This is a genomic window from Streptosporangium sp. NPDC023963 (assembly GCF_040639135.1).
GTDB lineage: Bacteria > Actinomycetota > Actinomycetes > Streptosporangiales > Streptosporangiaceae > Streptosporangium.
The window spans coordinates 507,253-531,587 of record NZ_JBEZZK010000003.1; the positions used below are offsets into that span (position 1 = coordinate 507,253).

22 protein-coding genes are annotated in these 24,335 nt (G+C 73.2%); 17 read left to right on the top strand and 5 right to left on the bottom strand.

Features of this window, described 5'->3' with window-relative positions; genetic code table 11:
• Window positions 1-99: 99 nt before the first annotated feature.
• The 11 genes from AB0F88_RS13510 to AB0F88_RS13560 all read left to right on the top strand — a co-directional run bounded on the left by AB0F88_RS13510 (window position 100) and on the right by AB0F88_RS13560 (window position 11,005).
• Window positions 100-753 (top strand): response regulator transcription factor, encoded by a 654-nt coding sequence (locus tag AB0F88_RS13510; protein WP_362681917.1) that lies wholly within the window; start codon window positions 100-102, stop codon window positions 751-753.
• A complete protein-coding gene (locus AB0F88_RS13515) occupies window positions 750-1,889 on the top strand; it encodes an ATP-binding protein (protein ID WP_362681920.1) in 1,140 nt (379 codons plus the stop codon). Before AB0F88_RS13510 ends, AB0F88_RS13515 begins: the two co-directional genes overlap by 4 nt.
• Before the next feature lie 97 nt (window positions 1,890-1,986).
• On the top strand, window positions 1,987-2,418 hold the full coding sequence (locus AB0F88_RS13520; RefSeq protein ID WP_362681923.1) for a hypothetical protein: 432 nt from the start codon (window positions 1,987-1,989) through the stop codon (window positions 2,416-2,418).
• 31 nt (window positions 2,419-2,449) lie between these two features.
• Window positions 2,450-3,610, top strand: coding sequence for a glutathionylspermidine synthase family protein (locus AB0F88_RS13525; protein ID WP_362681926.1), 1,161 nt, complete (start codon window positions 2,450-2,452; stop codon window positions 3,608-3,610).
• 22 nt (window positions 3,611-3,632) lie between these two features.
• Window positions 3,633-4,115 (top strand): DUF350 domain-containing protein, encoded by a 483-nt coding sequence (locus AB0F88_RS13530; RefSeq protein ID WP_362681929.1) that lies wholly within the window; start codon window positions 3,633-3,635, stop codon window positions 4,113-4,115.
• A 387-nt stretch (window positions 4,116-4,502) separates the two neighbouring features.
• Window positions 4,503-5,612, top strand: coding sequence for a helix-turn-helix domain-containing protein (locus tag AB0F88_RS13535; protein ID WP_362682499.1), 1,110 nt, complete (start codon window positions 4,503-4,505; stop codon window positions 5,610-5,612).
• Between the two features lie 117 nt (window positions 5,613-5,729).
• A complete protein-coding gene (locus tag AB0F88_RS13540; protein ID WP_362681932.1) occupies window positions 5,730-6,641 on the top strand; it encodes an ACP S-malonyltransferase in 912 nt (303 codons plus the stop codon).
• Between the two features lie 7 nt (window positions 6,642-6,648).
• Entirely contained in the window at window positions 6,649-7,605 is a 957-nt protein-coding gene (locus AB0F88_RS13545; RefSeq protein WP_362681935.1) for a beta-ketoacyl-ACP synthase III, read from the top strand.
• A gap of 80 nt (window positions 7,606-7,685) precedes the next feature.
• A complete protein-coding gene (locus tag AB0F88_RS13550) occupies window positions 7,686-7,925 on the top strand; it encodes an acyl carrier protein (RefSeq protein ID WP_350945978.1) in 240 nt (79 codons plus the stop codon).
• Window positions 7,926-7,982: 57 nt separating this feature from the next.
• Complete coding sequence (gene fabF, locus AB0F88_RS13555) at window positions 7,983-9,215, top strand: beta-ketoacyl-ACP synthase II (RefSeq protein ID WP_362681939.1); 1,233 nt, start codon at window positions 7,983-7,985, stop codon at window positions 9,213-9,215.
• 368 nt (window positions 9,216-9,583) lie between these two features.
• Window positions 9,584-11,005, top strand: a complete 1,422-nt coding sequence (locus tag AB0F88_RS13560) for a carboxyl transferase domain-containing protein (RefSeq protein ID WP_362681942.1) — start codon at window positions 9,584-9,586, stop codon at window positions 11,003-11,005.
• A gap of 371 nt (window positions 11,006-11,376) precedes the next feature.
• Here AB0F88_RS13560 and AB0F88_RS13565 read toward each other — a convergent pair whose 3' ends face one another.
• On the bottom strand, window positions 11,377-11,871 hold the full coding sequence (locus AB0F88_RS13565) for a DUF3145 domain-containing protein (RefSeq protein ID WP_344747901.1): 495 nt from the start codon (window positions 11,869-11,871) through the stop codon (window positions 11,377-11,379).
• Between the two features lie 206 nt (window positions 11,872-12,077).
• Between AB0F88_RS13565 and AB0F88_RS13570 the strand changes: the two genes are divergently transcribed.
• The 4 genes from AB0F88_RS13570 (at window position 12,078) to AB0F88_RS13585 (ending at window position 16,922) form a co-directional block, all read left to right on the top strand.
• On the top strand, window positions 12,078-13,145 hold the full coding sequence (locus AB0F88_RS13570) for a S8/S53 family peptidase (protein ID WP_362681946.1): 1,068 nt from the start codon (window positions 12,078-12,080) through the stop codon (window positions 13,143-13,145).
• Window positions 13,146-13,206: 61 nt separating this feature from the next.
• Window positions 13,207-13,788 carry a sigma-70 family RNA polymerase sigma factor gene (locus AB0F88_RS13575; RefSeq protein ID WP_362681949.1) on the top strand — a complete coding sequence of 194 codons (582 nt, stop codon included), beginning with the start codon at window positions 13,207-13,209 and terminating at the stop codon, window positions 13,786-13,788.
• Window positions 13,785-14,249: a hypothetical protein gene (locus AB0F88_RS13580; protein ID WP_362681952.1), complete on the top strand. Its 465-nt coding sequence runs from the start codon at window positions 13,785-13,787 to the stop codon at window positions 14,247-14,249. Before AB0F88_RS13575 ends, AB0F88_RS13580 begins: the two co-directional genes overlap by 4 nt.
• Window positions 14,250-16,922 carry a CHAT domain-containing tetratricopeptide repeat protein gene (locus AB0F88_RS13585; RefSeq protein WP_362681955.1) on the top strand — a complete coding sequence of 891 codons (2,673 nt, stop codon included), beginning with the start codon at window positions 14,250-14,252 and terminating at the stop codon, window positions 16,920-16,922.
• Here AB0F88_RS13585 and AB0F88_RS13590 read toward each other — a convergent pair.
• The 3 genes from AB0F88_RS13590 to AB0F88_RS13600 are packed head-to-tail and all read right to left on the bottom strand — an operon-like array spanning window position 16,862 to window position 19,421.
• Window positions 16,862-17,698 (bottom strand): sulfurtransferase, encoded by an 837-nt coding sequence (locus AB0F88_RS13590; RefSeq protein WP_362681958.1) that lies wholly within the window; start codon window positions 17,696-17,698, stop codon window positions 16,862-16,864. The genes AB0F88_RS13585 and AB0F88_RS13590 overlap by 61 nt on opposite strands.
• The gene (locus tag AB0F88_RS13595; RefSeq protein ID WP_362681961.1) at window positions 17,695-18,822 is read right to left on the bottom strand and encodes a nucleotide pyrophosphatase/phosphodiesterase family protein; all 1,128 of its coding nucleotides are present in this window, start codon (window positions 18,820-18,822) and stop codon (window positions 17,695-17,697) included. Before AB0F88_RS13595 ends, AB0F88_RS13590 begins: the two co-directional genes overlap by 4 nt.
• Window positions 18,823-18,830: 8 nt before the next feature.
• Entirely contained in the window at window positions 18,831-19,421 is a 591-nt protein-coding gene (locus tag AB0F88_RS13600) for a DUF5998 family protein (protein ID WP_344918415.1), read from the bottom strand.
• Window positions 19,422-19,908: 487 nt separating this feature from the next.
• Between AB0F88_RS13600 and AB0F88_RS13605 the strand changes: the two genes are divergently transcribed.
• A complete protein-coding gene (locus AB0F88_RS13605; RefSeq protein ID WP_362681964.1) occupies window positions 19,909-20,454 on the top strand; it encodes a hypothetical protein in 546 nt (181 codons plus the stop codon).
• Window positions 20,455-20,531: 77 nt separating this feature from the next.
• On the opposite strand, the gene AB0F88_RS13610 is transcribed toward AB0F88_RS13605, so the two are convergent.
• A complete protein-coding gene (locus tag AB0F88_RS13610) occupies window positions 20,532-23,177 on the bottom strand; it encodes a bifunctional GNAT family N-acetyltransferase/acetate--CoA ligase family protein (protein ID WP_362681967.1) in 2,646 nt (881 codons plus the stop codon).
• Window positions 23,178-23,361: 184 nt separating this feature from the next.
• On the opposite strand from AB0F88_RS13610, the gene AB0F88_RS13615 reads away from it, so the two are divergent.
• Window positions 23,362-24,255 (top strand): sugar kinase, encoded by an 894-nt coding sequence (locus tag AB0F88_RS13615; RefSeq protein ID WP_362681970.1) that lies wholly within the window; start codon window positions 23,362-23,364, stop codon window positions 24,253-24,255.
• Window positions 24,256-24,335: the final 80 nt, after the last annotated feature.

Sequence of the window (24,335 nt, forward strand, 5' to 3'; positions counted from 1 at the left end):
CGCCTGAACGGCACGGGCCTCGCCCTCAGCACCGCCTGAACGGCGCGGGCCGGGGACCCTTTATCTGATGTTTAGCCACGGAAAAGCAGGATGACATCCATGCGAGTGCTCATTGCGGAGGACGAGCGGGTGCTCGCCGACATCGTGGCGACCGGCCTGCGCCGGGAGACCATGGCCGTGGACGTCGTCTACGACGGCGACGCGGCGCTGGAGCGGGCGGCGGTCAACGACTACGACGTGATCGTGCTGGACCGGGACCTGCCGGTGCTGCACGGGGACGAGGTCTGCCGCCGCCTCGTGGCCGGCCGGATCCCCGCCAGGATCATCATGCTGACCGCCGCCGGTGACCTGCGCTCGAAGGTCGAGGGCCTGTCGATCGGCGCCGACGACTACCTCACCAAACCCTTCGACTTCCCCGAACTGGTCGCCCGGCTGCGCGCGCTGGCCCGCCGGTCTCCCCAGTCGGTGCCGCCGGTGCTGAGCAGGGCGGGCATCACCCTGGACCCCGGCCGCCGCGAGGTCTTCCGCGACGGCCGGTACGTGGCGCTGAGCCCCAAGGAGTTCGCGGTACTGGAAATCCTGATGCGCGCGGACGGCGGCCTGGTCAGCGCCGAGGACCTCCTGGAGAAGGCATGGGACGAGAACATCAGCCACTTCACCAACTCGGTCAGGGTCACCGTGATGACCCTGCGCAAGAAGCTCGGCGCCCCGCCGGTGGTGGAGACGGTGACCGGGTCGGGATACCGGCTTTGACCTCGCGGCGCGTCTCGGTGCGGCTGCGCCTGACCCTGGTCTACGGCAGCCTGTTCTTCGGGGTGGGGGTCGTGCTCGTCGGGGTCAACTACCTGTTCGTGCAGGACGTGCTCTCCCGGCCCGCGAAGATGACCGTCCAGGGGGTCCCGGAGGCGCTGGCGGCCCTGAAACCGTCGGCGCAGCCGTCCGTGGTGATGCTGCCCAAGGACACGCTCTTCCTGCGGGCCGTCAGCGACGCGCGAAGCCAGTACCGCGAGGACGTGATGGGGTCGATGCTCCAGTGGTCCCTGCTGGCGGTCGCCGTCGTCGGGGTGGCCGGGCTGGCGATCGGCTGGATCGTGGCCCGCCGGGCGATGGCCCCGCTGCAGACGATGACCGAGGCGGCCCGCCGCCTGTCGGAGAGCACCCTGCACGAGCGGATCGCCCTGGGAGGTCCCCGCGACGAGATCCGGGACCTGGCCGACACCTTCGACTCCATGCTGGAACGCCTCAGCCGCGCCTTCGACAGCCAGCGCAGGTTCGTCGCCAACGCCTCCCACGAGCTGCGCACCCCCCTGGCGATCAACCGGGCGCTGCTCCAGGTCTCCATGACCGACCCCGAGCTGCCCCGGCAGGTCAGGACGGTCGGTACCGAGCTGCTGAACGCCAACGCCCGCCAGGAGCGGCTGATCGAGGGCCTGCTCCTGCTCGCGCAGAGCGAGCGCGAGCCGGCCGAACGCCTGCCCGTGGACCTCGCCGAGCTCGCGGCGAGCGCGATGACCTCGGTTCCCGAGACGACCGCCGACCTGCGCCCGGCCCCGGCGGAGGGTGACCCGGTGCTCCTGGAGCGGATGATCGGCAACCTGCTGGACAACGCCGTGAAGTACAACGACGAGCGCGCCCTGGTCGTCCTGCGCACCCGCAGCGACCGCTGGGGAAGCGTCGTCACCGTGGAGAACACCGGCCGCGTCGTCCCCTCGGGCCGGGTCGAGGACCTCTTCGAGCCGTTCCGCCGCCTCGACCACGACCGCACCGGCTCGGCCGGGGGCGCCGGCCTCGGCCTGTCCATCGTCCGCGCGATCGCCCAGGCCCACCGCGGCTCCGCCGAGGCCCGTCCCCGTCCCGGCGGGGGGCTGGTGGTCACCGTACGGCTGTGAGCCCGGGCGGCGGTGATTTCCCGCGAAAGATCCGGATGACGGTTGAACAGACAAAACCCCATCGATAGCCTGTGGCGACGCATCTCATTGGAGCTCGATGGCCGCACGACCAAAACACCCACTGGCCTCACCGCAGAGCCCTTCGGGCAGAACGCCCCCCAAGTCCTCGGGCTTCAAGGCCTCCAAGGCGATCACCATCACCGGGATCGGTGTCGTCTCCCTGCTGCTGATCGGCTACTGCTCCGCGCAGGAGGACTACGAGGAGGTGGGCGCCGAGTGCGTCGACCTCAACAGCCGGCAGCCGGACGGCACCTACGCGGTCGTGGACGAGGACCACTGCGACGACGACAGGCACTACTACGGGTCACGGGGCGCCTACGGCTGGTACTACGGTGGCATCAGGTCCGGCACCCACATCCGGCAGGGCACCACCGTGCGTCCCTCGGACGTCCACATCACCAGCCGTAAGGGCACGGTGATCCAGCGGGGCGGCTTCGGCGGGCGCGGCGGATCGGGCGGCGGAAGCTGATCCGGCCCGATGAGCAGCAGGTGAGCAGGAGATGAGACGCGAGACCTCGCTCCCCCGCGACGACTGGGAGAGCGTCATCGAGGGCCACGGCCTCGCCTACCACCGCTCGGCCCACCCCAAGGGCCTCGACCGCCCGTACTGGGACGAGGCCGTCCAGTACGTCTTCTCCATGGACGAGGTCCTCGACCTGGAGAACCAGGTCGAGGAGCTGCACCGGATGTGCCTGCACGCCGTGGAGCACGTCGTCGCCAAGGGCCGCTACGCCGACTTCGCGATCCCCGAGTGGCTGGCCCCGGAGGTCGCCGCCTCCTGGGAGCGGAACGACCCGCACCTGTTCGGCCGTTTCGACCTGCGCTACGACGGGACCGGCCCCGCCAAGATGCTGGAGTACAACGCCGACACCCCCACCAGCCTCCTGGAGAGCTCGGTGGTGCAGTGGTTCTGGCTGCGCGACCGCTACCCGGACGACGACCAGTGGAACTCCATCCACGAGCGGCTGATCGCCAGGTGGCAGCAGATCTCGACCGGCCTGCCCACCGGGCCCACGCACTTCGCCTGGACCAACATGGACGAGTCGGGCGAGGAGGTGATGACCCTCGCCTACCTGCAGGAGACCGCCGACCAGGCGGGGCTCAAGACAGTCGCGGTGGCCATGGAGGACATCGGCTGGGACGACCTCAACCTCCGCTTCGTCGACATGGAGCGCAGGGTGATCCGCTCGCTCTGCAAGCTGTACCCGTGGGAGTGGGCCGTCGCCGACCCGTTCGGGGCGCGGGCGGTGCGCCAGCAGGTCTCGACGACCTGGATCGAGCCGCTGTGGAAGATGCTGCTGTCCAACAAGGCGCTGCTCGCGGTGCTCTGGGAGCTGTACCCGCACCACCCGAACCTGCTGCCCGCCTACCTCGACGGCCCCCGCGACATGTCCTCGTACATCGTCAAGCCGCTGCTCGGCCGCGAGGGCGCCAACATGCGGATCGTCACCCCCGGCGAGCACGTCGAGACCCCCGGCGGCTACGGCGCCGAGGGATACGTCTACCAGGAGTTCCAGGCGCTGCCCGTCTTCGAGGGCTGGCGCCCCGTGCTCGGCGCCTGGGTCGTCCACGACGAGGCGGCGGGTGTCGGCATCCGCGAGACCTCGGGGTTCATCACCGACGACACGTCGTCATTCGTCCCGCACCGCATCGAACTCTGAGTCCCGGAAAGAGAAACAACACATGAGTCCCACCCCCGCGCCGCCCACGCCGCCCGCGCTGTCCGACGTGACGGTCTCGCTCGCCGAGACCCTCGGGCGCGGCGCGCTCGCGATCGCCTCGTACGCCGCGCTCGGCGTGATCCTGCTGATCGTCGGCTTCTACGTGATCGACCTGGTCACCCCCGGCAAGCTCAGCAAGCTCATCAAGGAGGAGCGCAACCCCAACGCGACCCTGCTCACCGGCTCGGGGCTGGCGGCCGTCGGGCTGATCGTGGCGGCCTCCATCTGGTCCTCGGGCGGCGCCCTGCACGAGGGCCTGCTCGCGACGCTGGTCTTCGGCCTGGTCGGCATCGCCGTGCAGACCGTGGCGATGCTCGCGTTCGACAAGGTGGCCGGCATCTCGGTGCGCGAGCTGGTCACGGAGCCGGAGCTCCAGCCGGGCGCCCGGCTGCTCGCGGTCACCCACCTGGCCATCGGGCTGATCACCGCCGTCGCGGTCATCTGAGCCCCTCGCACATCCGTCCGTCCGGCCGCGCCGGGGCGCGGGCACGACCCCGTTCCGTACGTCCGCGCCCCGGCGGACGTACGGGACCGGTTCCCGCGGGACGTACGAGGCCGGTTCGCGGAACGCACGAGGCCGGTTCGTACGGGACGTGCGGGACCGGTTCGTGCGGGACGTACAGGACCGGTTCGTGCGGGACGTACAAGACCGGGGGGCGCGCGCTGTCCGTGACCGCGGCTGGCGCATCTCGCGCGACCTGGCACTCTTAGTGGCGTGAGGGAGCGGAACGAGCGAGGGTTCAGCAACAGCGACGTCGTGACCGGGGAAGACGGGAGTGATCTCGACTCGGACCGGATCCGGGAGGACACCACCCGCCGGTTGGAGCGGGCCATGGGCACGCTGGGCACGGCCGCCATGTCCCGGATGGACGACCGGCTCATGTGGTTCCGTGCCCTGTCGGCTGAGGACAGGTCCTGGGTCGGGCTGGTGGCCCAGGCCGGGATCGCCGCGTTCGTGGAGTGGTTCCAGCACGCGGGCGAGGGTCGCCCGACGCCCAGCATCGAGTTCTTCGGCACCGCGCCCAGGGAGCTGAAGCGGTCCATCTCGCTGCAGCAGACCGTCGACATCGTGCGGGTCGTGGTCGAGGTGGTCGAGGCGCAGACCGGGGATCTGGCCGCGCCCGGCGGGGAGGACCAGCTCCAGCAGGCGATGCTCCGCTACACCCGCGACGTCGCGTTCGCCGCCGCGCAGGTGTACGCGCGGGAGGCCGAGGCCCGCGGGGCCTGGGACGCGCGGCTGGAGGCGCTGATCGTGGACGCCCTGGTCAGGGGCGAGGTCGACGACGGCCTGCACTCGTGGGCCGCCGCGCTCGGCTGGACCTCCGCTCCCGTCGTGGTGCTGGCCGGGCAGACCCCGGACGACGACCCGCAGGCGGTGATCGACGCGCTGCGCGACCGGGGCCGCAGGTCGGGCCTGGACATGCTGGCCGGGGTGCAGGGGGACCGGCTGATCGTGATCGTGGGCGGGGCGGACAGCGTCGCCGCGGCGGCCAGGCACGTGGTGCCGCGCTTCGGCCCCGGCCCGATCGTGATCGGGCCCGAGGTGGCCGACCTGCACTCGGCCGCCAGCTCGGCGCGGGCGGCGATGGCCGGGCTGCGGGCCGCCGCGGGGTGGCCGGACGCGCCCAGGCCGGTCCACGCCGAGGACCTGCTGGCCGAGCGGGCCATCGACGGCGACGGCGACGCCAGGGCGCAGTTGATCGAGAACGTCTACCTGCCGCTGATCGGCACGCCGCTCCTCGACACCCTCGCGACCTACCTGGAGCAGGGCACCTCCCTGGAGGCGACGGCCCGGCTGTTGTTCGTCCATCCGAACACGGTGCGCTACCGTCTTCGTAAGATCACGGAGTTGACCGGCTACCAGCCGACCGAGGGGCGGTCCGCCTTCACCCTCCAGGTGGGGCTGATCCTCGGGCGTCTGTCCGAAACGCCGGTGGTTTAGAGCTCTTTACTTAACCTTCGCGAAACTCTCGCTGTAGCTTCCCTACAAAGAAGTAGGGACAAACTTCGTCTGGATCTCTATCCATGTAGTGAACCTCTACAGGGCAGGCTGGATTTTGTGCTCGTCATCGTCGCTCCGGGCCAGGGTGCCCAGACCCCAGGCTTTCTCAGTCCATGGCTCGAACTCCCGGGCGTGGCCGATCGGCTGACCGCTTGGTCGGAGCTGGCCGGCCTCGATCTGATCGCCTACGGGACCACCGCCGACGCGGACGAGATCCGTGACACCGCCGTCGCGCAGCCACTGCTCGTGGCCGCCGGCCTGGCCGTCGCCGAGGTTCTCGGGGCCTCCCCCGACATCGTCGCCGGGCACAGCGTGGGCGAGTTCACCGCCGCCGCCCTGGCCGGGGTGATCACCCCCGAGCAGGCCGTCGGCCTCGTCCGCGAGCGCGGCCAGGCCATGGCCAAGGCAGCGACGATCACCGAGACCGGCATGTCCGCCGTTCTCGGCGGCGTCGAGGAGGAGGTCCTCGCGGCCATCGCCGACAAGGGGCTCACCCCCGCCAACATCAACGGCGCCGGGCAGATCGTGATCGGCGGCACGCTGGAGCAGCTGGCCGCGTTCAAGGCCGAGCCGCCCGCGCGGGCCCGGGTGATCGCGCTGTCGGTCGCCGGCGCGTTCCACACCGAGCACATGGCCTCCGCGGCGAGCCGCCTGCGCGAGGCCACCGCGGGTATCACGCCGGCCGACCCCTCCGTCACGCTGCTGTCCAACAGCGACGGCGCGGCGGTCACGAGCGGCGCCGAGTTCATGGAGCGCCTGGTCACCCAGGTCGCCAACCCGGTGCGCTGGGACGCCTGCATGGCCACGATGGCCGAGCGCGGTGTCACGACGATGATCGAACTTGTCCCCGGCGGCACGCTCACCGGCCTGGCCAAGCGTGCTCTGCGCGGGGTGACGACCGTCGCCCTGAAGACCCCCGACGACCTCGAGGCCGCGCGAGCCGCCCTCGGGTCGCATGAGGAACGGTGATCGACGAATGAAGATCTCACAGGGCGCGCCGGGCGCGAGAATCCTGGCCTTCGGTCACTACCAGCCTTCCAACGTGGTCACCAACGACGACCTGTCGGCGACCATGGAGACCGACGACGCCTGGATCCAGAGCCGCGTCGGCATCAAGGAACGCCGGATCGCCCCGGACAGCGAGTCCGAGATCGACCTGGCCGTGCAGGCGGGCGGCAAGGCCCTCGCCGCGAGCGGCCTGGCGGCCTCCGACATCGACCTGGTGATCGTCGCCACCTGCACGCTGGAGACGCAGATCCCCAACGCCGCCGGCCGGGTGGCCACGCGGCTCGGCATCGACGCCCCCGGCGCGTTCGACGTCAACACCGCCTGCTCGGGCTTCTGCTACGCGCTCGCGGTCGCCAACGACGCGATCCGCGCGGGCTCGGCCACCCACGTGCTCGTCGTCGGCACCGAGAAGCTCTCCCAGTGGATCGACTGGACCGACCGGGCCACTGCGGTGATCTTCGCCGACGGCGCGGGCGCCGCGGTCGTCGGCCCCTCCGACACGCCGGGGATCGGTCCCGTCGTGTGGGGCAGCGCCGGCGACAAGTTCGACGCGATCATCATCAAGGACCGCGACTCCTTCCTGCACCAGGAGGGCCAGACCGTGTTCCGCTGGGCGACCACCGCGCTTCACCCCATCGCCAAGGAGATCTGCGACCGCGCCGGGGTGGACCCGGCCGACCTCGCGGCCTTCGTGCCCCACCAGGCCAATCTCCGCATCATCGAGACGATCGCCCGCAAGCTCGGCGCGGACAACGCCGTCGTCGCCAAGGACATCGTCCTGGCGGGCAACACCTCCGCAGCCTCGATCCCGCTGGCCCTGTCCCGGATGATCGAGCGCGGCGAGGTGCGGTCGGGCGGGCTCGCCCTGCTGCTGGGCTTCGGCGCGGGCCTGACCTACGCGGGCCAGGTCATCGAGATCCCCTGAAGCATCTCCCCTAGAGCTTCCGCGCGGCCCCGCCGCGCGGGAAACAAAGAAGAAAACCGATCGCAAGGAGAACACGCGACATGGCTCTGACCGAGCAGGAGATCCTCGCCGGCATCGGCAAGATCATCAATGAGATCACCGGGATCCCGGCCACCGAGGTCACCCCGGAGAAGAGCTTCGTCGACGACCTCGACATCGACTCGCTGTCCATGGTCGAGATCGCCGTCGCCGCTCAGGACGAGTTCGGCGTCGAGATCCCGGACGACCAGCTCAAGCACCTCAAGACCGTCAAGGACGTCATCAACTTCATCCAGAACTGAGACGTCCCGGCTTTCTCCCCCGACCGATTTGACCAGCGATTCACAAGGAGCGCAGCAGTGAGTACAGACCAGGTACGCGTCGTCGTCACCGGGCTCGGCGCGACCACGCCCCTCGGTGGGGACGTCGCCTCGACCTGGTCGGCGCTCCTCGCCGGTCAGTCGGGGGTAAGCACCATCACGGCCGACTGGGTCGACTCCGTCCCGGTGAAGTTCGCCGGTCTCTCCGCCGTGGACCCGACCGAGGTCCTGCCCCGGCCGGAGTCACGGCGGCTGGACCGGGCCGAGCAGTTCGCCCTGGTCGCGGCCCGCGAGGCGTGGGCGCACGCCGCGATCGACAAGGTCGACCCCGAGCGGCTCGGCGTCGTCGTGGGCAGCGGCATCGGAGGCATCACCACGATCCTCGCCGCCTACGACACCTTCAAGGAGAAGGGCTGGCAGCGGCTCTCGCCGTTCACCGTCCCCATGCTGATGCCGAACGGCTCGGCGGGCTGGATCGGCATCGAGGTCGGCGCGCGCGCCGGCGTCCACGCCACGGTGAGCGCCTGCGCCACCGGCGCCGAGTCGATCGGGTACGCCATCGAGATGATCCGCTCCGGCCGGGCCGACGTGGTCGTGGCCGGCGGCACCGAGGCGGCCATCCACCCGCTGAACATCGGGTCCTTCGCCGCCATGCGCGCCATGTCCACCCGCAACGACGAGCCGCAGCGCGCCTCCAGGCCGTGGGACAAGGGCCGCGACGGCTTCGTCCTCGGCGAGGGCGCGGGCATCCTGGTGCTGGAGTCCGAGGAGCACGCCCGCGCGCGCGGCGCCACGATCTACGCCGTGGCCGCCGGCGTCGGCTACTCGGCCGACGCCCACCACATCGCGCAGCCCGAGCCCTCCGGTGCCGGGATCATGCTGGCCATGCGCCGCGTCCTGGAGAACGCCGGCCTCACGGGCCAGGACATCAAGCACGTGAACGCGCACGCCACCTCCACCCCCGCGGGTGACGTGGTGGAGACGATGGCGATCAAGGAGGTCCTCGGCGACCACCCCCTGGTCAGCGGCACCAAGTCGATGACCGGTCACCTGCTCGGCGGCGCCGGCGGCATCGAGTCCGTCTTCACCGTCCTCGCGCTGCACGAGCGTCGCGCGCCTGCGACGATCAACGTGGACGACCTCGACGACGGCGTGGAGGTCGACATCGTGCGCGACGAGCCGCGCGCCCTGCCCGGCGGCCAGATCGCCGCGATCAACAACTCCTTCGGGTTCGGCGGGCACGACGTCGCCGTGGCCTTCACCAGCCTCTGACAGGAGGCCTGTTCCGGCCTCCCTCACGCGACGCGAGCCGGGGAACTCCGGCCCTCACGGGCCGGGCCTGCCCGCTTCGCGGGCGGTCGCCGTCCCGGTCGGGGCGGGGGACGGGAAACCGGCGGGCGGCCTTCACCGGCCGCACATCCCGCCGGCCCGGCGGTAGGTCCGGCAGCCCCGTTCCCGCCGGCCCGCCGGCCCGGCAGCCCGGTTCCCGCCGGCCCGGCGGTCCGGTTTCCGCCGGCCCGGCGGTAGGTCCAGCAGCCCGGTTCCCGCCGGACGGCCGGAACCCCGCCCACACCGTGCGGCGACGCGCCGCGTTTCCCGCCCAGGACTGAGCTCCGGGGTCTCCACGCTGGAGGTAGCTGATGACCGTGCTCGGCAACAGGGTGGTGAGCGAGGAGTCCGGACAGGACCCTCTCGATCCCCGTGATCCCCAGGTGCGTCTCTCCGCCCTGCTCGACGAGGGCTCGCCGCGTCTGATCTCGCCGGTCGACCGCAGCGGCATCCTCGCCGCGACGGGCCGCGTGGAGGGTGTGCCGGTCGTCGCGTTCGTCAGCGACGCCCGCGTCCAGGGCGGTGCGATGGGCAGCGAGGGGTGCGAGCACATCGTGCACGCCTACGACGTCGCGGTCCGCGAGCGGGTTCCCGTCATCGGCGTCTGGCACTCCGGCGGCGCCCGCCTCGCCGAGGGCGTGGAGTCGCTGCACGCGGTCGGCCGCGTCTTCGCCGCGATGACCCGCGCCTCCGGCGTGGTCCCGCAGCTGTCCGTGGTCGTCGGCCCCGCCGCCGGCGGTGCCGCGTACGGTCCGGCGCTGACCGACATCGTGATCCTGGCCGACGAGGGGCGCATCTTCGTCACCGGCCCCGACGTGGTCCGCAGCGTCACCGGCGAGCAGATCGACATGGCCGCCCTGGGCGGTCCAGAGCCGCACAGCAGGCGGAGCGGCGTCGTCCACGTGGTCACCAAGACCGAGACGGACGCCTACGTGCAGGCCCGCCGCCTGGCGGTGCTCCTCGGTCACCAGGGCCGGGCGCGCGCCGAGGTCGAGGAGGTCGACTTCTCCGGCCTGCTGCCCGACAACGTCCGCCGCGCCTACGACGTGAAGCCGCTCGTCACAGGCCTGCTCGACGAGCCGGGTGTGGAGCTGCACGCCAAGTGGGCGCCCAACGTCGTCACCACCCTGGGCCGCCTCGGGGGCCGGACCGTGGGAGTGGTGGCCAACAACCCGATGCGTCTGGGCGGCTGCCTCGACTCCGCCTCGGCGGAGAAGGCCGCGCGGTTCGTCCGGATGTGCGATGCCTTCGGGGTGCCGTTGGTCGTCCTGGTGGACGTCCCCGGCTACCTGCCGGGCGTCGGCCAGGAGCACGACGGCGTGGTCCGCCGCGGCGCCAAGCTTCTGCACGCCTTCGCCGAGGCCTCCGTGCCGCGGATCACCCTGGTGACCAGGAAGGCGTACGGCGGCGCCTACATCGCGATGAACTCCCGCTCGCTGGGCGCGACCAGGGTGTTCGGCTGGCCGACGACGCAGATCGCGGTCATGGGGGCGGTCGCCGCGGTCCGTGTCCTCAAGCGCCGCGAGCTCGCGGCCGCTCCCGAGGAGGAGCGCGCCGCCCTGGAGACCAGGCTCGCCGAGGAGCACGAGATCCTCGCCGGCGGCCTCGACCGGGCCATCGAGCTCGGCGTGATCGACGAGGTCGTCAAGCCCGAGGAGACCCGGGGCGCCATCGCCAGGGTCCTGGCCCAGGCGACCCCCGCCAGGGGCGCCCACGGCAACATCCCTCTCTGATCCTCTTCTGACGGTCGTTCGACGATCTGATCCCCTTCTGACGGTCGTTCGACGATCTGATCCCCTTCTGACGGTCGTTCGACGAGCCCCCGCCGGTCCCGCCGGCGGGGGCTCGCCCGTTCTCCCGGCGCCCTTCCCCCGCGGCGGGAGAGACCTCCGCGCGACGACACCGTTCCCCGGAGCGGGACGATCGTGGCCGGGCGGCCCGCGAAGCCGTCCGCGTAAGGGGTCTACAGGGTCGACGAGGCCGCGAGGGCGTCGCCGCGGGCCGCGCCCGTCCCGGCGCGACGGCCGCCGGGCACGTTCCAAACCCGTGTCCGCGCCGGCCGTCCCCTGCGAGAAAGCGGAAGGCACCGGCAGGACATGCCCGATCAGACCGCGGCGTGCAGCCAGCGGACCGGAGCGCCCTCGCCCGCGTAGCGGAACGACTCCAGCTCGGCGTCCCACTGCTTGCCCAGCAGGCGGTCGAGCTCCTCCTCGAGCACCACGCGGCCCTGGCGGGCCATCAGCATGGCGGAGCGCAGCCGGTCCTCCGGGATCAGGATGTCGCCGGTGGCCCCGACCACGGCCGTGAAGGCGCCGAGGGAGGGGGTGTAGGCGTGCCGGGTCCCGTCGGCACCCGGTGAGGCGTCCTCGGTGATCTCGAAGCGGATCCGCTGCCAGCCCATCAGTGACGAGGTGATGGCCGCCGCGGTACCGACACGGGCCTCCCACTCGGCCTGCGCGCGCACGTGACCGGGCGCGGCGGGCTGTGGCGTCCAGGTCAGGTCTACGGGCACGCCAAGGACACCTGCGACCGCCCATTCAATATGAGGGCACAGCGCAGGCTGAGCCGAGTGGACGTAAAGCACGCCACGAGCAGACACCGGACCTCCCGTTTCGTACGAGGTGCGCCTTCCCCAACGGCCTCATACCAGGATGATCACAAGTGACTGAAGGAGAGACTACCGTCGGTTGTGACGTCGCACCAGAGGGGGGTCATACCGAGATGTTGCGGCGCGGGCACTTGGCCGGGGCATCCTCGGGAATGAAGGAAACCCCACGAACTGGTGATCGCCCCCCGGAGGACCAGATGAATACCGGTATCGAACGGGTCGAACCCATCCCCGGTTCGCCCGCCCTGATCAGGAAAGGCCAGATGCTGACCGACGCCTCCGGCCTGGCGGCCACCGCCCGCTGGGCCGACGCCGTCACCGAGACCGGGGGAATCTACCGGGTGCGGCTCTCACCGGGCGTGGACGTCTGCGACCTGGTGGCGTCGGTGCGGGCACGGGGCGTCCGGGCCTCCCCCAACCACGTCCTGACGGGCCAGCCGCTCTACTTCGGGGGCCCGGCCTCCCGCCCCTTCCCCCGCGCGGCCCTCCCCGCGCCCGAGCCCGCCCCGGCCGGGCCCTCGGCGAGCGCCGTGACGGTGGCGCTGGCCGACACCGGCCTGGCGGAGCACCCCTGGTGGCAGGAGAGGCCGTGGTTCCTGGAACGGGGACGGGAGTCCGCCGAGATACCCGACTCGGACGGCGACGGCGAGCTGGACCTCCAGGCGGGGCACGGCACGTTCGTCGCCGGGCTGGTCCTGCGAGCGGCCCCGCTGGCACGGCTGCGGCCGATCCGGGTGCTGGACGGCCACGGCATCGGGGACGAGGCCGGGCTGCTGCACGTCCTGGGGCGGCTGCGGGCCGAACCGCCGCGGGTGCTCAACCTGTCCTTCGGCGGGCACACCTTCGACGACCGGCCCTCCCCGCTCGTGGAGGCCGCCCTGGAAGGGCTGGCCGGTACGGTCACGGTGGCCTGCGCGGGCAACACCGCCTCCGACCGCCCCTTCTGGCCCGCCGCGTCACCCGGGGTGATCGCCGTCGGAGCGCTGGACGTGGAGGGGGAGGCGAGGGCCCCGTTCTCGGCGTACGGCCCCTGGGTGGACGCGTGCGCCCGCGGCGAGTGGCTGTCCAGCACCTTCCTCGAACACGGCGCGTTCCAGGGCTACGCGCGCTGGAGCGGGACCTCCTTCGCCACCGCCCTGGTGAGCGGGGCGATCGCCGCGGCGTGCGCGGACCGGCCCTCCCCGGAGGCCGTGAAGCACGTTCTCGACGCGTCCGGGACCAGGCGGATCCCCGATTTGGGAGTCGTCGTGCCCATGCCCGGCTAAAGTCTCACCCAAAGTCTTCACGCGAACACCCAGAGTGTTCTACGCGGTCACGGAGGTGCCGGTGGGCGACCAGCACACGATCGACGCCATCCTGGTGGACGACCAGGCGGCCTGGGACGAGCTGGTCACCCGCTTCGAAGGGCTGCTGTGGTCGGCCGTGCGCGCCTACGACCTGAGCGCGGCCGACGCCGCCGACGCGGTGCAGGGCACCTGGCTGCGGCTGCTGGAGAGCCTGCACACCATCCGCGATCCGGACAGGATCGGCCCCTGGCTGTTCACCACGGCCAAGCGCGAGGCGTCCCTGCTGAGCCGTCGGCACCGGGGCGAGCGGCTGGTCGCCGACCCCGCCGACGCCGCCGACGCCGAGCGCGCCTGGCTCGCCCCGGCCGGTGCCGGGCACGCCCACGCCGATCCCGCGCTGGCCGTGCTGAGCGCCGACGAGGGCCGCCGCCTGTGGCAGGCCGTCGACGAGATGCAGGAGCCGTGCCGCTCTCTGTTCCGGCTGATGGCCACGGCCCCCGACGCGGGCGTCCACCAGCTGGCCGGGCGTCTGGGCATGCCCAGAGGCAGTTACGGCCCCACCCGGGGCCGTTGCCTGAACCGGCTCCGCACCCTGCTCACCGCCCGGGAGGCGACACCGTGAAGCGACATCCGACGGCGATCGACGACGAGTCCCTGATAGCCGCGCTGCGCCTGGCCTCGGGGAGTGACCCGGTGCCCGCGCGGGTGACGGCCGCCGCCCGCGCGGCCTTCGGCCTGCGGCTGCCCGACGCCACCACGGCCCGCCCCGTGGCCACGCCCGTGCCGCGAGGCGTCCGGTCCGCCGAGGAGCCCCGGCTGCTGAGGTTCACCGCCGGCGAGCTCACGGTGGAGCTGGAGATCACCTCCGTGGACGGCCTGGTCGACCTGGCGGGCCAGATCTCCCCCTGCCCCGAGGCGGGCACGCTGGTCGAGATCCGCACCCTGCACCTCACCGAGTCACGCGCGCTGTCCGCGACGGGCCAGTTCGCCGTCACCGGCCTGCCGCCGGGCTGGTTCAGCGTGGTGTGCCACCGGCCCGAGTGCCGCCCCGTGGTCACCAGCTGGACCCGGATCCGCCCGTAGGTGACCTCCGACGAGGCGCTCGCCGCCGCCGAGCACGCGGTCGACCTCTCGGGCAGCGACCCGGCCCGCGCCCTCGCGCTCGCCCGCACCGTGCTCGCCGCGCTCGCCGCGCTTCCCGCGTCCTGCCGGGAGGCGGCCGATCGGCCCGGCCCGGGTGGCGCTCCGGGCGGCGGCACCCCGGAACCCGGCTCGGAGAGCGGTCCTGAGAGCGGTCCTGACGGCGGCGCGGTCGCGGGCCGGGTCGCGGGGTGCGGGCACTGCGAGGCCGAGGCGGTGGCGCACCGGGCGCTGGCGGTGGCGGCGCGCGAGCTGGGCGACCTGCCGTTCGCCGAGGAGCGGCTGGGCCGGGCGGTGCGGATCGCGCTCTCGGCGGGGCTGCCGCACCGGGCGGCCCAGGCACGGCTGTCGCTGGTCCACGTCCGCACGGAGCTGGGGCACCCGGAGCAGGCGCTGGCCGTCGCCGCGGACGCCGAGCCCGGCCTGACCCCGGCCGAGGTGGGCAAGCTCGGCGTGCACCGGGCCGTGGCCCTGGCGCGGCTCGGCCGCTACCGCGAGGCCGTCGACCACTGCGACCGGGCCGTGCCCGTTCTCGGCGGCGACGTCAGGTTCCTCGCCGGGGCGATGCTGAACCGCGGGCTCGCCCGGGTGTTCCTCGGGGAGTTCGAGGCCGCGGAGGCCGACCTGAACCGGTGCGCGGAGCTGGCCAGGGAGGCGGGCCTGGAACACGTTCTCGCGCTCGCCGAGGGCAACCTGCCGTTCCTGGCCGCGCGGCGCGGTGACCTGCCCGCCGCGTTCGGCGCCTACCGGCGCGCGGAAAGCATCCTGGTCGGCTTCCCGGAACGGCTGGCGACGGTGCGCTGCGACCTGGCCGAGGCCCTGGTCGGCGCCCACCTGCCCGGCGAGGCGCGGGTGCTGCTGGAGATGGCGGTTCCCGAGCTGGCGGCGGCGGGCGCCGGGACGGCGCTGGCCGAGGCCCTCCTCCTGCTCGCCAGGGTCGAGCTGCGCACCGGCGATCCGCGCCGCGCCCGGGAGAGCGCCGAGCTGGCCGCCCGCGAGCTGGCCGCGCAGGGGCGGACGGTGCTGGTTCCGGTCGCCGACGAGATCGTCCTGCGGGCCCGGCTCGCGCTGGACCCGCCCTCGGCGGAGCTGCCCGCGGCGATGCTCTCGTGCGCCGACGCCCTCGACGCCGCCGGGCACGGGGACACCTCGGCGTCGCTCAGGCTCACCGCCGCCGAGGTCTCGCTCGGGCTGGGCGACCGGCCGTTCGCCGAGGACCAGCTGGCCCTCCTGGCCCGCTCGGGCCGCGGGGTGGTCGCCCTCCAGGCGACGGCGCTGCGACGGTCCCTGGCGGGAGACCGCAGAGGGGCGTTCGCCGCGGTGCTGGCCGGGCTGGCGGAGGTGGGCGCCGGGACGAGGACGTTCGAGGATCCGGCGGTACGCGCGCACGCCGCCAGGGCCGGTGAGCCGCTGGCCGGGTTCGGGCTGGCCCTGGCGATGCGGACCGGGCGGGGCCGCGCGGTCCTGGCCTGGGCCGAGCGGTGGCGGGCGGTCACCGGGGGTGCCGGCCGGCCGCTCGCGCCCGGCCTGGCCGCGCTGCGGGCGGCGCTCGGGGAGTCGATCCTGGTGGAGTTCGTCCGCCACGAGGGTGATCTGGTGGCCGTCGTGGTCGCCCGGGACCGCGTGACGCTACGCCGCCTCGGACCGCTCGCCGCCGTCGCCGAGGCCACCGTCCGCCTCCGGTACGGGCTGCGCAGGACGCACCTGCTCGACGGGAGCGCCCCCGAGCCCGGCGCGGAGGCCGCGGAGCTGGAGCGGCTCCTCTTCGGCTCGCTGCGTGACCGGCTGGGCGACCGGCCGCTGGTGATCGTGCCGACGGGGACGCTGCACACCCTGCCCTGGCCGCTGCTGCCGATGAACGCCGACCGGCCGGTGACCGTGGCCGCCAGCGCCGCCGCCTGGCTGGCCGGGTCGCGGGTGCCGGCCGTACGGGACGGGCGGGGGGCGGCGGTGCCGGTGGTGGTGGCGGGACCGGGGCTGCGGTACGCGGAGGCCGAGGCCCGCATGGTCGGCGAGTGCCATCCGGGGACCGAGCGGGTGGCGGCCCGGCGGGCGGAGGTGATGGCGGCGCTGGAGCGGGCCGACGTGGCCCACCTGGCCGCGCACGGGATGTTCTCCCCGCGCAGCCCGCTGCTGTCGAGCATCGATCTCGACGACGGCCCGCTGATGGCGTACGACCTGCTGCGGCTGCGCACCCCGCCCGCGCTGGTGGTGCTGTCCGCCTGCGACGCGGGGATGGCGCACGCCCCCGCGGACGGGGCACCCCTGGGGCTGGCGGGCACGTTCCTGTCGCTGGGGACGCGCTGCGTGGTGGCCAGCCTGGTGCCGGTGCGCGACGAGGAGACGCTGACGCTGATGACCGCCTTCCACCGGGCGCTGGCCGCCGGTGACCCGCCCGCGCGGGCGCTGGCCGTCGCGAGCGGGAGGACCGGCGTGGCGGGCTTCGTCTGCTTCGGGTGCGGGGACCGGCCGGTGGCGACCGGCCCGCGGGAGCCGGTCACCCGGGGCGTCCGGCCGGTGACGGCCGATCGGAAGGAGCCGATCGCCCGGGGCGGTCAGCCGGTGGCGACCGGCCGGGAGGAATCGGTCACCCAGTCCGACCACGACCCGACGTAGAGCGCGGCCGGGATGCCCGCCACCTCCAGGGCCAGCACCTCGTGCGCGGCCGTCACGCCGGATCCGCAGTAGGCGCCGACCTCCACGCCGGGGACGACGCCCAGGGTGTTGAAGCGTTCGCGCAGGAAGTCGGGCAGGTGGAAACGGCCGGAGGGGTCGACGTTCTCGCCGGTGGGGGCGCTGACCGCGCCCGGGATGTGCCCGGCGACCGGGTCGATCGGCTCGATCTCGCCCCGGTAACGCTCGGCCGCGCGGGCGTCGAGCAGCACCCCGTCGGCGGCGAGCTCGCCGGCCCCTGTGGCGTCGAGCACCGGCATCCCGCCCGGCCGCGCCTCGAAGTCGCCGGGCGCGGGGCTGCGCTCCTCGGCGGAGACCGGCAGGCCCTCGGAGACCCAGGCGCGCAGGCCGCCGTCGAGGACCCGCACGTCGGGGTGGCCGAAGTAGCGCAGGAGCCACCAGGCGCGGGCGGCGGCCGCGGTGGAGTCGGCCCCGTCGTAGACGACGACGGTGCGGGAACCGGACACGCCGAGCCGGCGCATCGCCTCCTGGAACGCCTCGGCCGAGGGCAGCGGGTGGCGGCCGCCCTCGCCTCCCTGCCCGGGGTGGGCCGCGAGGTCGGTCTCCAGGTCGCAGAAGACCGCGCCGGGGATGTGCCCCTCGCGGTAGGAGTCGATCCCGGCCGGTCCCGTGGGCAGGACGGCGAGCTTCCAGCGCACGTCGAGGACGCTGACCCCGGTCATGCCCTCCAGCTCGGCGGGGGTGATCAGCGGGCTCATCGGGTGCTTACCTCCAGAAGGGGGACGTACTGCTCGGCGGGTGTCAGCGAGCCGTGGCCGCCGAGGAACCCCGCCTCGTGCGGCTCGGCGACCGAGGCGACGACGGCGCAGTCGGTGTACGGCACCGCGAGGACGTCGCCGATCCTGGGCAGCCATTCCGGGCGGATCTCCGGCCCGAACCAGCCGGATTCGACCGCCTCCTCCCGGGACACCACCCACGCCTTTCCGGCGAGGACGTCGCGCCAGGTGCCGAGGACCGCCGCCGAGGCGCCGGGGGCGGTGTAGAGGTGGCGGGCCCTGGCCTCCCCGCCGAGCAGGGTGACGCCCTCGCGCAGCTCGGGGAGGGCGTCGACGTCGACGCGGTCGGTGATGTTGATCATGCCGTGGTCGGCGGTGACGTACATCGCCGAGTTCGGGGGGAGCGTCTCCGCCAGCCGCTCGGCCATCCGGTCGACCAGGGCGAGCTGGTCGAGCCAGGCCGGGGAGCCCCAGCCGTTGACGTGGCCGGTGGAGTCGAGGTCGCCGTAGTAGACCGAGACGTGGGCCCGGGGCTCGGCCAGCGCGTGGCGGACTCCGGCGATCCGGTCGTCGACCTCGTCGGCCCCGACGAAGCGCACGCCCCGGTAGACGGCCCTGTTGAAACCGGTGGTCTCGAACTTGGCCGGGCCGACGTAGCTGACCGGGACGCCGGCCGCCGCCGCGCGCTCGTAGACGGTCGGGGCCGGCTGCCACTCCCCTGGCTCGACGAGGGGGCCCGGGGCGGTCCAGCGCAGGCAGTTGAGCAGGTATCCGGCGCCGGGCACGGCGAGCTGGTAGCCGAGCATGCCGTGCCCGCCCGGCGGCATGCCCGTGCCGAGGGTGCCCAGGCTGGTCACGGTCGTGGAGGGGAAACCCGCGGTGAGCACCCTGCCGGACACCCCGTCGGACAGGGAGGACAGGAACGGCGCGACCTCGGGGTGGGCGCGGAGCAGCTCGGCGCCCATGCCGTCGACGAGGAACAGCAGGACCCGCCCGGCCGGGGCGAGATCCAGCGGGTTGTCGCCGCCCACCCCGACCGCGGCGAGCAGCGAGGAGGACAGGTCCGCGAGCGAGGCCGTCCCGTACGCGGGGACCAGGGGGTTCACGGGGCGGCTCACGAGGCGGTGCGGGCGGTGGCCTCCGACAGTGCCTTGGCGAAGGCCAGCACGTGGGAGACGGCCTCCGGCCCGTCGGCCGCCTCGCTCACCCGCAGGGAGAGGTCGTCGGCCGTGATGGCGCCGGTGTATCCGTGGTCGGCCTCGCAGTTCTCGTCGCCGCAGGTGGCCGGCTCCAGGTCGACGTGGGAGATGGCCCCCCAGCCGATGGTGAGCGTGACCTCCGTGGGCGGCACTCCCGGCACGTAGGAGGCGGGGTCGGGGACGACCCGGGTGACCGCGACCGACTGGATCCGGCTGAGGCGCACGGCCTCGGTGGTCGTGGAGGCGTGGGACGCCGACACCCCCTCCACCGGCGGGTGCTCGTCGGTGTGGCAGACGAGCAGCCGGGTGGGGGAGAGCACCAGCACGGTGACGTGCCTGCGCACCTCCATGGCCGGGTCGAAGGTGGCCTCGTGGTGCACGACGTAGGCGTCGACCTGCTCCTTGCCGAGCGCGGACTCGACCGCGTCGGCGACCAGGTCGGGATAGTAGCCACTGCGGTCGATGGCGTCGCGCAGGCCGGCGGACGAGAGTCGGGTTTCCCTCATGGGTCCATCCTGCCCTGTCCGGGGCAGCGCTTTCACCGGGAGCACGTGAGCTTCGGCCCGCGGTGCAAATCGTGATGCGGCCCGCCGCCGGCTTCTCCGGCCGGAAAAGCGTCGTCGGAGCGATCCTGGAGCCGCCGGGAGTCCGTTCCCGCCCGCGGCTTTACCCTCCGATCGGTTTGGCGTGATCCCGTCGGGGTTATCGGGAGCGATAGCGGTGGCGTGCGCGTACGTCCGGGGAGCGGTAACGGGCGATTCTCCGCATTCTCCGCCTTGTTCTACATATCTGGGAATGCTTTTCACCGCGCCGAAATCGGAAACGGTGAATTCCTACCGGAATCGGGGGCGAGGGAATATGGCCGGTGAAGGTCCGGATTCAGCGGGGCGGACCGGAGGGACCGGAGGGACCGGAGGGACACGGCCGGGTTCGCCACAACGGGCCCGGCCCGCGTGGCGGACCGGCCTCTCCCGCCTCGTGGCGGCCGTCCCGGTGACCGTCGTGACGGCCGCCATGACGGCCGCGGCGGCGACCGCCGTGGGCCCGCCCACCTCGGGGGCGGACCTCCCCGGCGACCTGATCCTCACCACGGTTCACGACGGCCCGTTCGAGGCGGGCGGCACCGGCACGTTCTCCATCGACGTCACCGCGGCCCCCGGCTCCGCCGGGATCACCCGTCCGACAGAGGTCGCCTACCACTTCCCCTCCGGCCTGACCCCGGTGAGCGCCTCGGGCACGGGCTGGAGGTGCCGGATCACGGCCGGGATCGTCGGCTGCGGCACGCGCGGCCTGGTCGCCCCCGGGTTCCAGCTTCCCCGGATCACGGTCGGCGTGGCCGTGTCGCGGAACGCCTCGGGGACGCTGACCGCGTCCGGCAGAGCCGTCCACGCCGTCCACGCCGTCCGGGACGGCATGGACGTGGTCGATCCCAGCACGGCGACAGACACGAGCACGGAAACCGCGATGGAGACCGGTCCCGCGCCCGCCACCGTCGCCAGCACGGTCCAGGTCGTCCCCGCGCCCCGGCGGACGGGATAGGAGGTCCCGCTCGGACCATCGGGCGGACCGGAACCGGATCAACGGCGCGCCCGGACCGGCGATCCGCACGGGACGGCCTAGCCGAGGCGCCTGGGACCGCCGTCGGGACGCGGGCCCTCGTGGCTGCGGAGCACGGCGCGGGCGCCCAGCACGATCACCCCGGACTCCCCCACCAGCACCGGGTCGAGGGTGAGCCGCGCCACCTCGGGGAGGTCGTCCGCCAGCCGCCCGAGCCGGATCAGCAGCTCCTCCAGGGCCTCGACGGCGACCGGCGGGTAGCCGTACTCGCCGAGGAGGAGGGGCGAGGCGCGAGGCGACCTCACCAGCGCCGCGGCGTCCTCGCGGGTCAGCGGGGCCAGCCGGTACGCCTCGTCGCGCAGCAGCCTCGCGGTGATCTCGCCGAGCCCGAAGGAGACCACCGCGCCGAAGGCCGGGTCGTCCGTCACCCCGGCCACCGTCGGCACCGCGGGCTGCGGGGCCATGCGCTGCACCGCGAGCACGGCCTCCGGTTCGAGCTGGCGCGTCAGGTCGGCGTAGGCGTCGCGCACCCCGTCGGGCCCGGACAGCCCCAGCCGCACGGTCCCGGCGCGCATGGCCGCCTCGGGGCCCGCCGCCTTCAGCACGACCGGCCAGCCGAGCCTCGACGCCGCCTCGACGGCCTCCTCCGGCGACTCCACCGTCTCCGACGGCCAGACCTCCACCCCGTAATGGGCGAGCAGCTGCGAGGCGTCGATCTCGGCCGGGGCGTCCCCGAGCGTCGCGAGCACGAGGTCGCGCGCGGCGCCGGTGTCGACGCCCTCGATCTCCTCGTGCAGTCCCGCGGGCCGCTCCAGCCAGCGCGCGTGCCGCACGACGTGGGCGAGCGCGCGGACCGCCTCCTCGGGCGCCGCGTACGAGGGGATGGAGCCCCGCCCGGGTACGGCGCCGACCCGCAGCTCGTCGAGCATGCCGATCCTGCCCTCGAAGGAGGCCAGCACCGGCTTGCCGCAGTCGCGGGAGGCGCGCAGCAACTCGGCGGCGACCTCCGCGCCGTCGCCGGGGATGGGCGGCATGTAGATCGCGACCACGGCGTCCACGTCCGGGATCACCGAGGTCAGGGCCGCGCCGAACTCCTGCGCGCAGGCCCGCGCGCCGAGGTTGACCGGCGGGCTCGGCTCCAGGCCCACCCGCACGCAGGCGTCGGCCGCGAGGAGCGCCATCGCGTCGGAGTTGCTGACCAGCCCGACCCTGGACCCGGCCGGCAGCGGCTGGTAGGCCAGCAGCTGCGCCACGTCGAACTGCTGGATCAGGTCGTCGACCCTGATCACCCCCGCCTGCTCGAACAGCGCGCTGAGCGCGGTGTCGGGCAGGCCGAGCACGGGCGCGGCGTGGCCGGTGGGCACGTCCTGGGTGGTGCCGCCGCTCTTGACGACCACGATCGGCTTGCGGCGCGAGATGCGCCGCGCGAGACGGGCGAACTTGCGGGGGTTTCCCAGCGACTCCAGGTAGAGCAGGATCACGTCGGTCCGCGGGTCCTCCTCCCAGTACTGGAGCAGGTCGTTGCCCGACACGTCGGCGCGGTTGCCCGCCGAGACGAACGAGGAGATGCCCATGCCGCGCTGGGCCACCCGCTGCAGCAGCGCGGTGCCCAGGGCGCCCGACTGGCTGAAGAAGCCGACCCGGCCGAGCTCCGGGAGGGTCGCGGCGAGGGTGGCGTTCAGCCGTACCGCGGGATCGGTGTTGGCGATGCCGAGGCAGTTGGGGCCGACGACCCGCAGGCCGTACGCGCGGGCGATGCGCGCCAGCTCGTCCTGCCTGGCCCGGCCCTCGGGGCCGGTCTCGCCGAACCCGGAGGAGACCACGATCAGCCCGCGCACACCCTTCTCCGCGCACTCCTTGACCACCTCGATCACCCCGTCGGCGGGTACGGCGAGCACGGCGAGGTCCACCTCGCCGTCGATGGCCGTCACGCTCGGGTAGGCCCGCACCCCCGCGAGGGACCGCGCCTCGCGGTGCACGGGGTAGACAGGGCCCGCGAAGTCGGCGCCGAGCAGGTTGCGCAGCACGGTCTGGCCGACGCCGCCCGGCTCGCGGCCCGCTCCCACGACCGCCACCGAACCCGGGGAGAGCAGCCGTTCGATGGAACGGGACTCGGCGCGGTGCTCGCGGGCGGTGGTCACCTCCTGGGCGGTCTCGGTCGGGGTGAGGTCGAGGGTCATCCTGACCACGCCGTCGGCGAAGCGGCTCTGCGCGGTGTAGCCGACCTGCTTGAGCACCGCCATCATCTTCTGGTTGGCGGGCAGGACGTCGGCGACGAAGCGCGCGATCCCCTGCTCCCTGGCGGTGGCGGCCAGGTGCTCGAGGAGCACCGAGGCGACCCCCCGGCCCTGGTGGGCGTCCTCGACGAGGAAGGCGACCTCGGCCTCGCCGGGCTCGATCCGGTCGTAGCGGATGACCGCCACCATCTCGGTGCCGATCGTGGCGATCAACGCCACGCGGCTCTCGTAGTCGACGTTGGTGAACCAGGTGATCTCCCGCTCCGACAGCCGCGGCCGGGGACCGAAGAATCGGAAGTAGATCGACTCGTCGGACAGCCGGCCGTAGAAGGAACGCAACCGGTCGGCGTCGGCGGGCCGAATCGGGCGTACGTGAGCGGTGCCGCCGTCCGACAGGACGACGTCCGCCTCCCAGTGAGCGGGATACTGAGCAGCCTCCACAGTCCCGAGAGTAGACGCGAATCTCATATGGCAGACCACCCGGACGGATTCACGCAACGCTTGTGCATCGACTGTGGTCCGGTGTCCGGTCAAGACCCCATACGCTGGCCGGAAGCTGTTAAGTTTTTCGCGGTTAGAGGCACGACCAGAGGTATGGCTTGAAGCATGTCTAGAGGCACGTCGGCATCGAAGGCAGCAAGGTGGTGACATCATGACGCGGGTGGTCGTGGTGGGCGATCTCATGACCGACGCGGTCGCGCGGGCTCGCTACCCGCTGGCCAGGGCCAGCGACACACCGGCGATCGTCACCATGCACGGCGGTGGTTCGGGTGCCAACATCGCCTCCTGGCTCGCCGTCGAGGGCACCGAGGTCGCCTTCATCGGCCGGCGCGGCGCCGACATCACGGGCCGTAACCGCGACATGGAGCTGATGGGCTACGGCGTCGACGCCCGCCTCGTCATGGATCCCGAGCGCCCGACCGGCACCTGCGTGGTGCTCGTCACCCACAAGGGCGAGCGCACCATGCTGTCCGACCCCGGCGCGAACGCGGCCCTGTCCCCCGAGGACCTGCCCCGCGACCTGTTCTCCCAGGGCGGGCACCTGCACCTGTCCGGCTACACCCTGATCAACGAGGGTTCCCGCGACGCCGGCATGGCCGCCCTGGAGATGGCCCGCCGCGCGGGGATGACCGTCTCGGTCGACTGCTCCTCCTCCGCCCCCCTGGAGCGCACCGGCGCCGAGCCGTTCCTGGAGTGGACGCAGAGCGCCAAGCTGCTGTTCGCCAACGCCGACCAGGCCAAGGTCCTCACCGGCCGCGACGACCCCGCCGCCGCCGCCAAGGTCCTCACCGCCTGGTTCCCCCAGGTCGTCGTGAAGCTCCGCGACGAGGGCGCGCTCTGGTACGCCAACAACCGCCCCGACCCGATCAAGGTCCCCGCCGAGTCCGTGGAGCGCGTGGTCGACGGCACCGGTGCCGGTGACGCCTTCACCGCTGGCTTCCTGCCCGCCTGGCTCGGCGGCAAGCCCCCGGCCGAGGCCCTCGCCTCCGGCTGCCACCTGGCCTCCCGGGCCATCTCGCACCTGGGCGCCCGCCCCCGCCTCTGACTCGTCCGCACGAGGCGCGTTCCAGGATTTTCCGCTCCAGCCGGAGATCCAATACTGTGGCCGGACCACGTTCGCGGCGA

Excerpts from the sequence above, each read along its gene's own strand:
- AB0F88_RS13535 (WP_362682499.1), top strand. The coding sequence starts at position 4,503 with ATGGGCACGCTGGGCACGGCCGCCATGTCCCGGATGGACGACCGGCTC.
- AB0F88_RS13520 (WP_362681923.1), top strand. The coding sequence starts at position 1,987 with ATGGCCGCACGACCAAAACACCCACTGGCCTCACCGCAGAGCCCTTCG.
- AB0F88_RS13530 (WP_362681929.1), top strand. The coding sequence starts at position 3,633 with ATGAGTCCCACCCCCGCGCCGCCCACGCCGCCCGCGCTGTCCGACGTG.
- AB0F88_RS13525 (WP_362681926.1), top strand. The coding sequence starts at position 2,450 with ATGAGACGCGAGACCTCGCTCCCCCGCGACGACTGGGAGAGCGTCATC.
- AB0F88_RS13550 (WP_350945978.1), top strand. The coding sequence starts at position 7,686 with ATGGCTCTGACCGAGCAGGAGATCCTCGCCGGCATCGGCAAGATCATC.
- AB0F88_RS13615 (WP_362681970.1), top strand. The coding sequence starts at position 23,362 with ATGACGCGGGTGGTCGTGGTGGGCGATCTCATGACCGACGCGGTCGCG.
- AB0F88_RS13610 (WP_362681967.1), bottom strand. The coding sequence starts at position 23,177 with ATGAGATTCGCGTCTACTCTCGGGACTGTGGAGGCTGCTCAGTATCCC.
- AB0F88_RS13510 (WP_362681917.1), top strand. The coding sequence starts at position 100 with ATGCGAGTGCTCATTGCGGAGGACGAGCGGGTGCTCGCCGACATCGTG.
- AB0F88_RS13570 (WP_362681946.1), top strand. The coding sequence starts at position 12,078 with ATGAATACCGGTATCGAACGGGTCGAACCCATCCCCGGTTCGCCCGCC.
- AB0F88_RS13590 (WP_362681958.1), bottom strand. The coding sequence starts at position 17,698 with ATGAGCCCGCTGATCACCCCCGCCGAGCTGGAGGGCATGACCGGGGTC.
- AB0F88_RS13545 (WP_362681935.1), top strand. The coding sequence starts at position 6,649 with ATGAAGATCTCACAGGGCGCGCCGGGCGCGAGAATCCTGGCCTTCGGT.
- AB0F88_RS13600 (WP_344918415.1), bottom strand. The coding sequence starts at position 19,421 with ATGAGGGAAACCCGACTCTCGTCCGCCGGCCTGCGCGACGCCATCGAC.
- AB0F88_RS13560 (WP_362681942.1), top strand. The coding sequence starts at position 9,584 with ATGACCGTGCTCGGCAACAGGGTGGTGAGCGAGGAGTCCGGACAGGAC.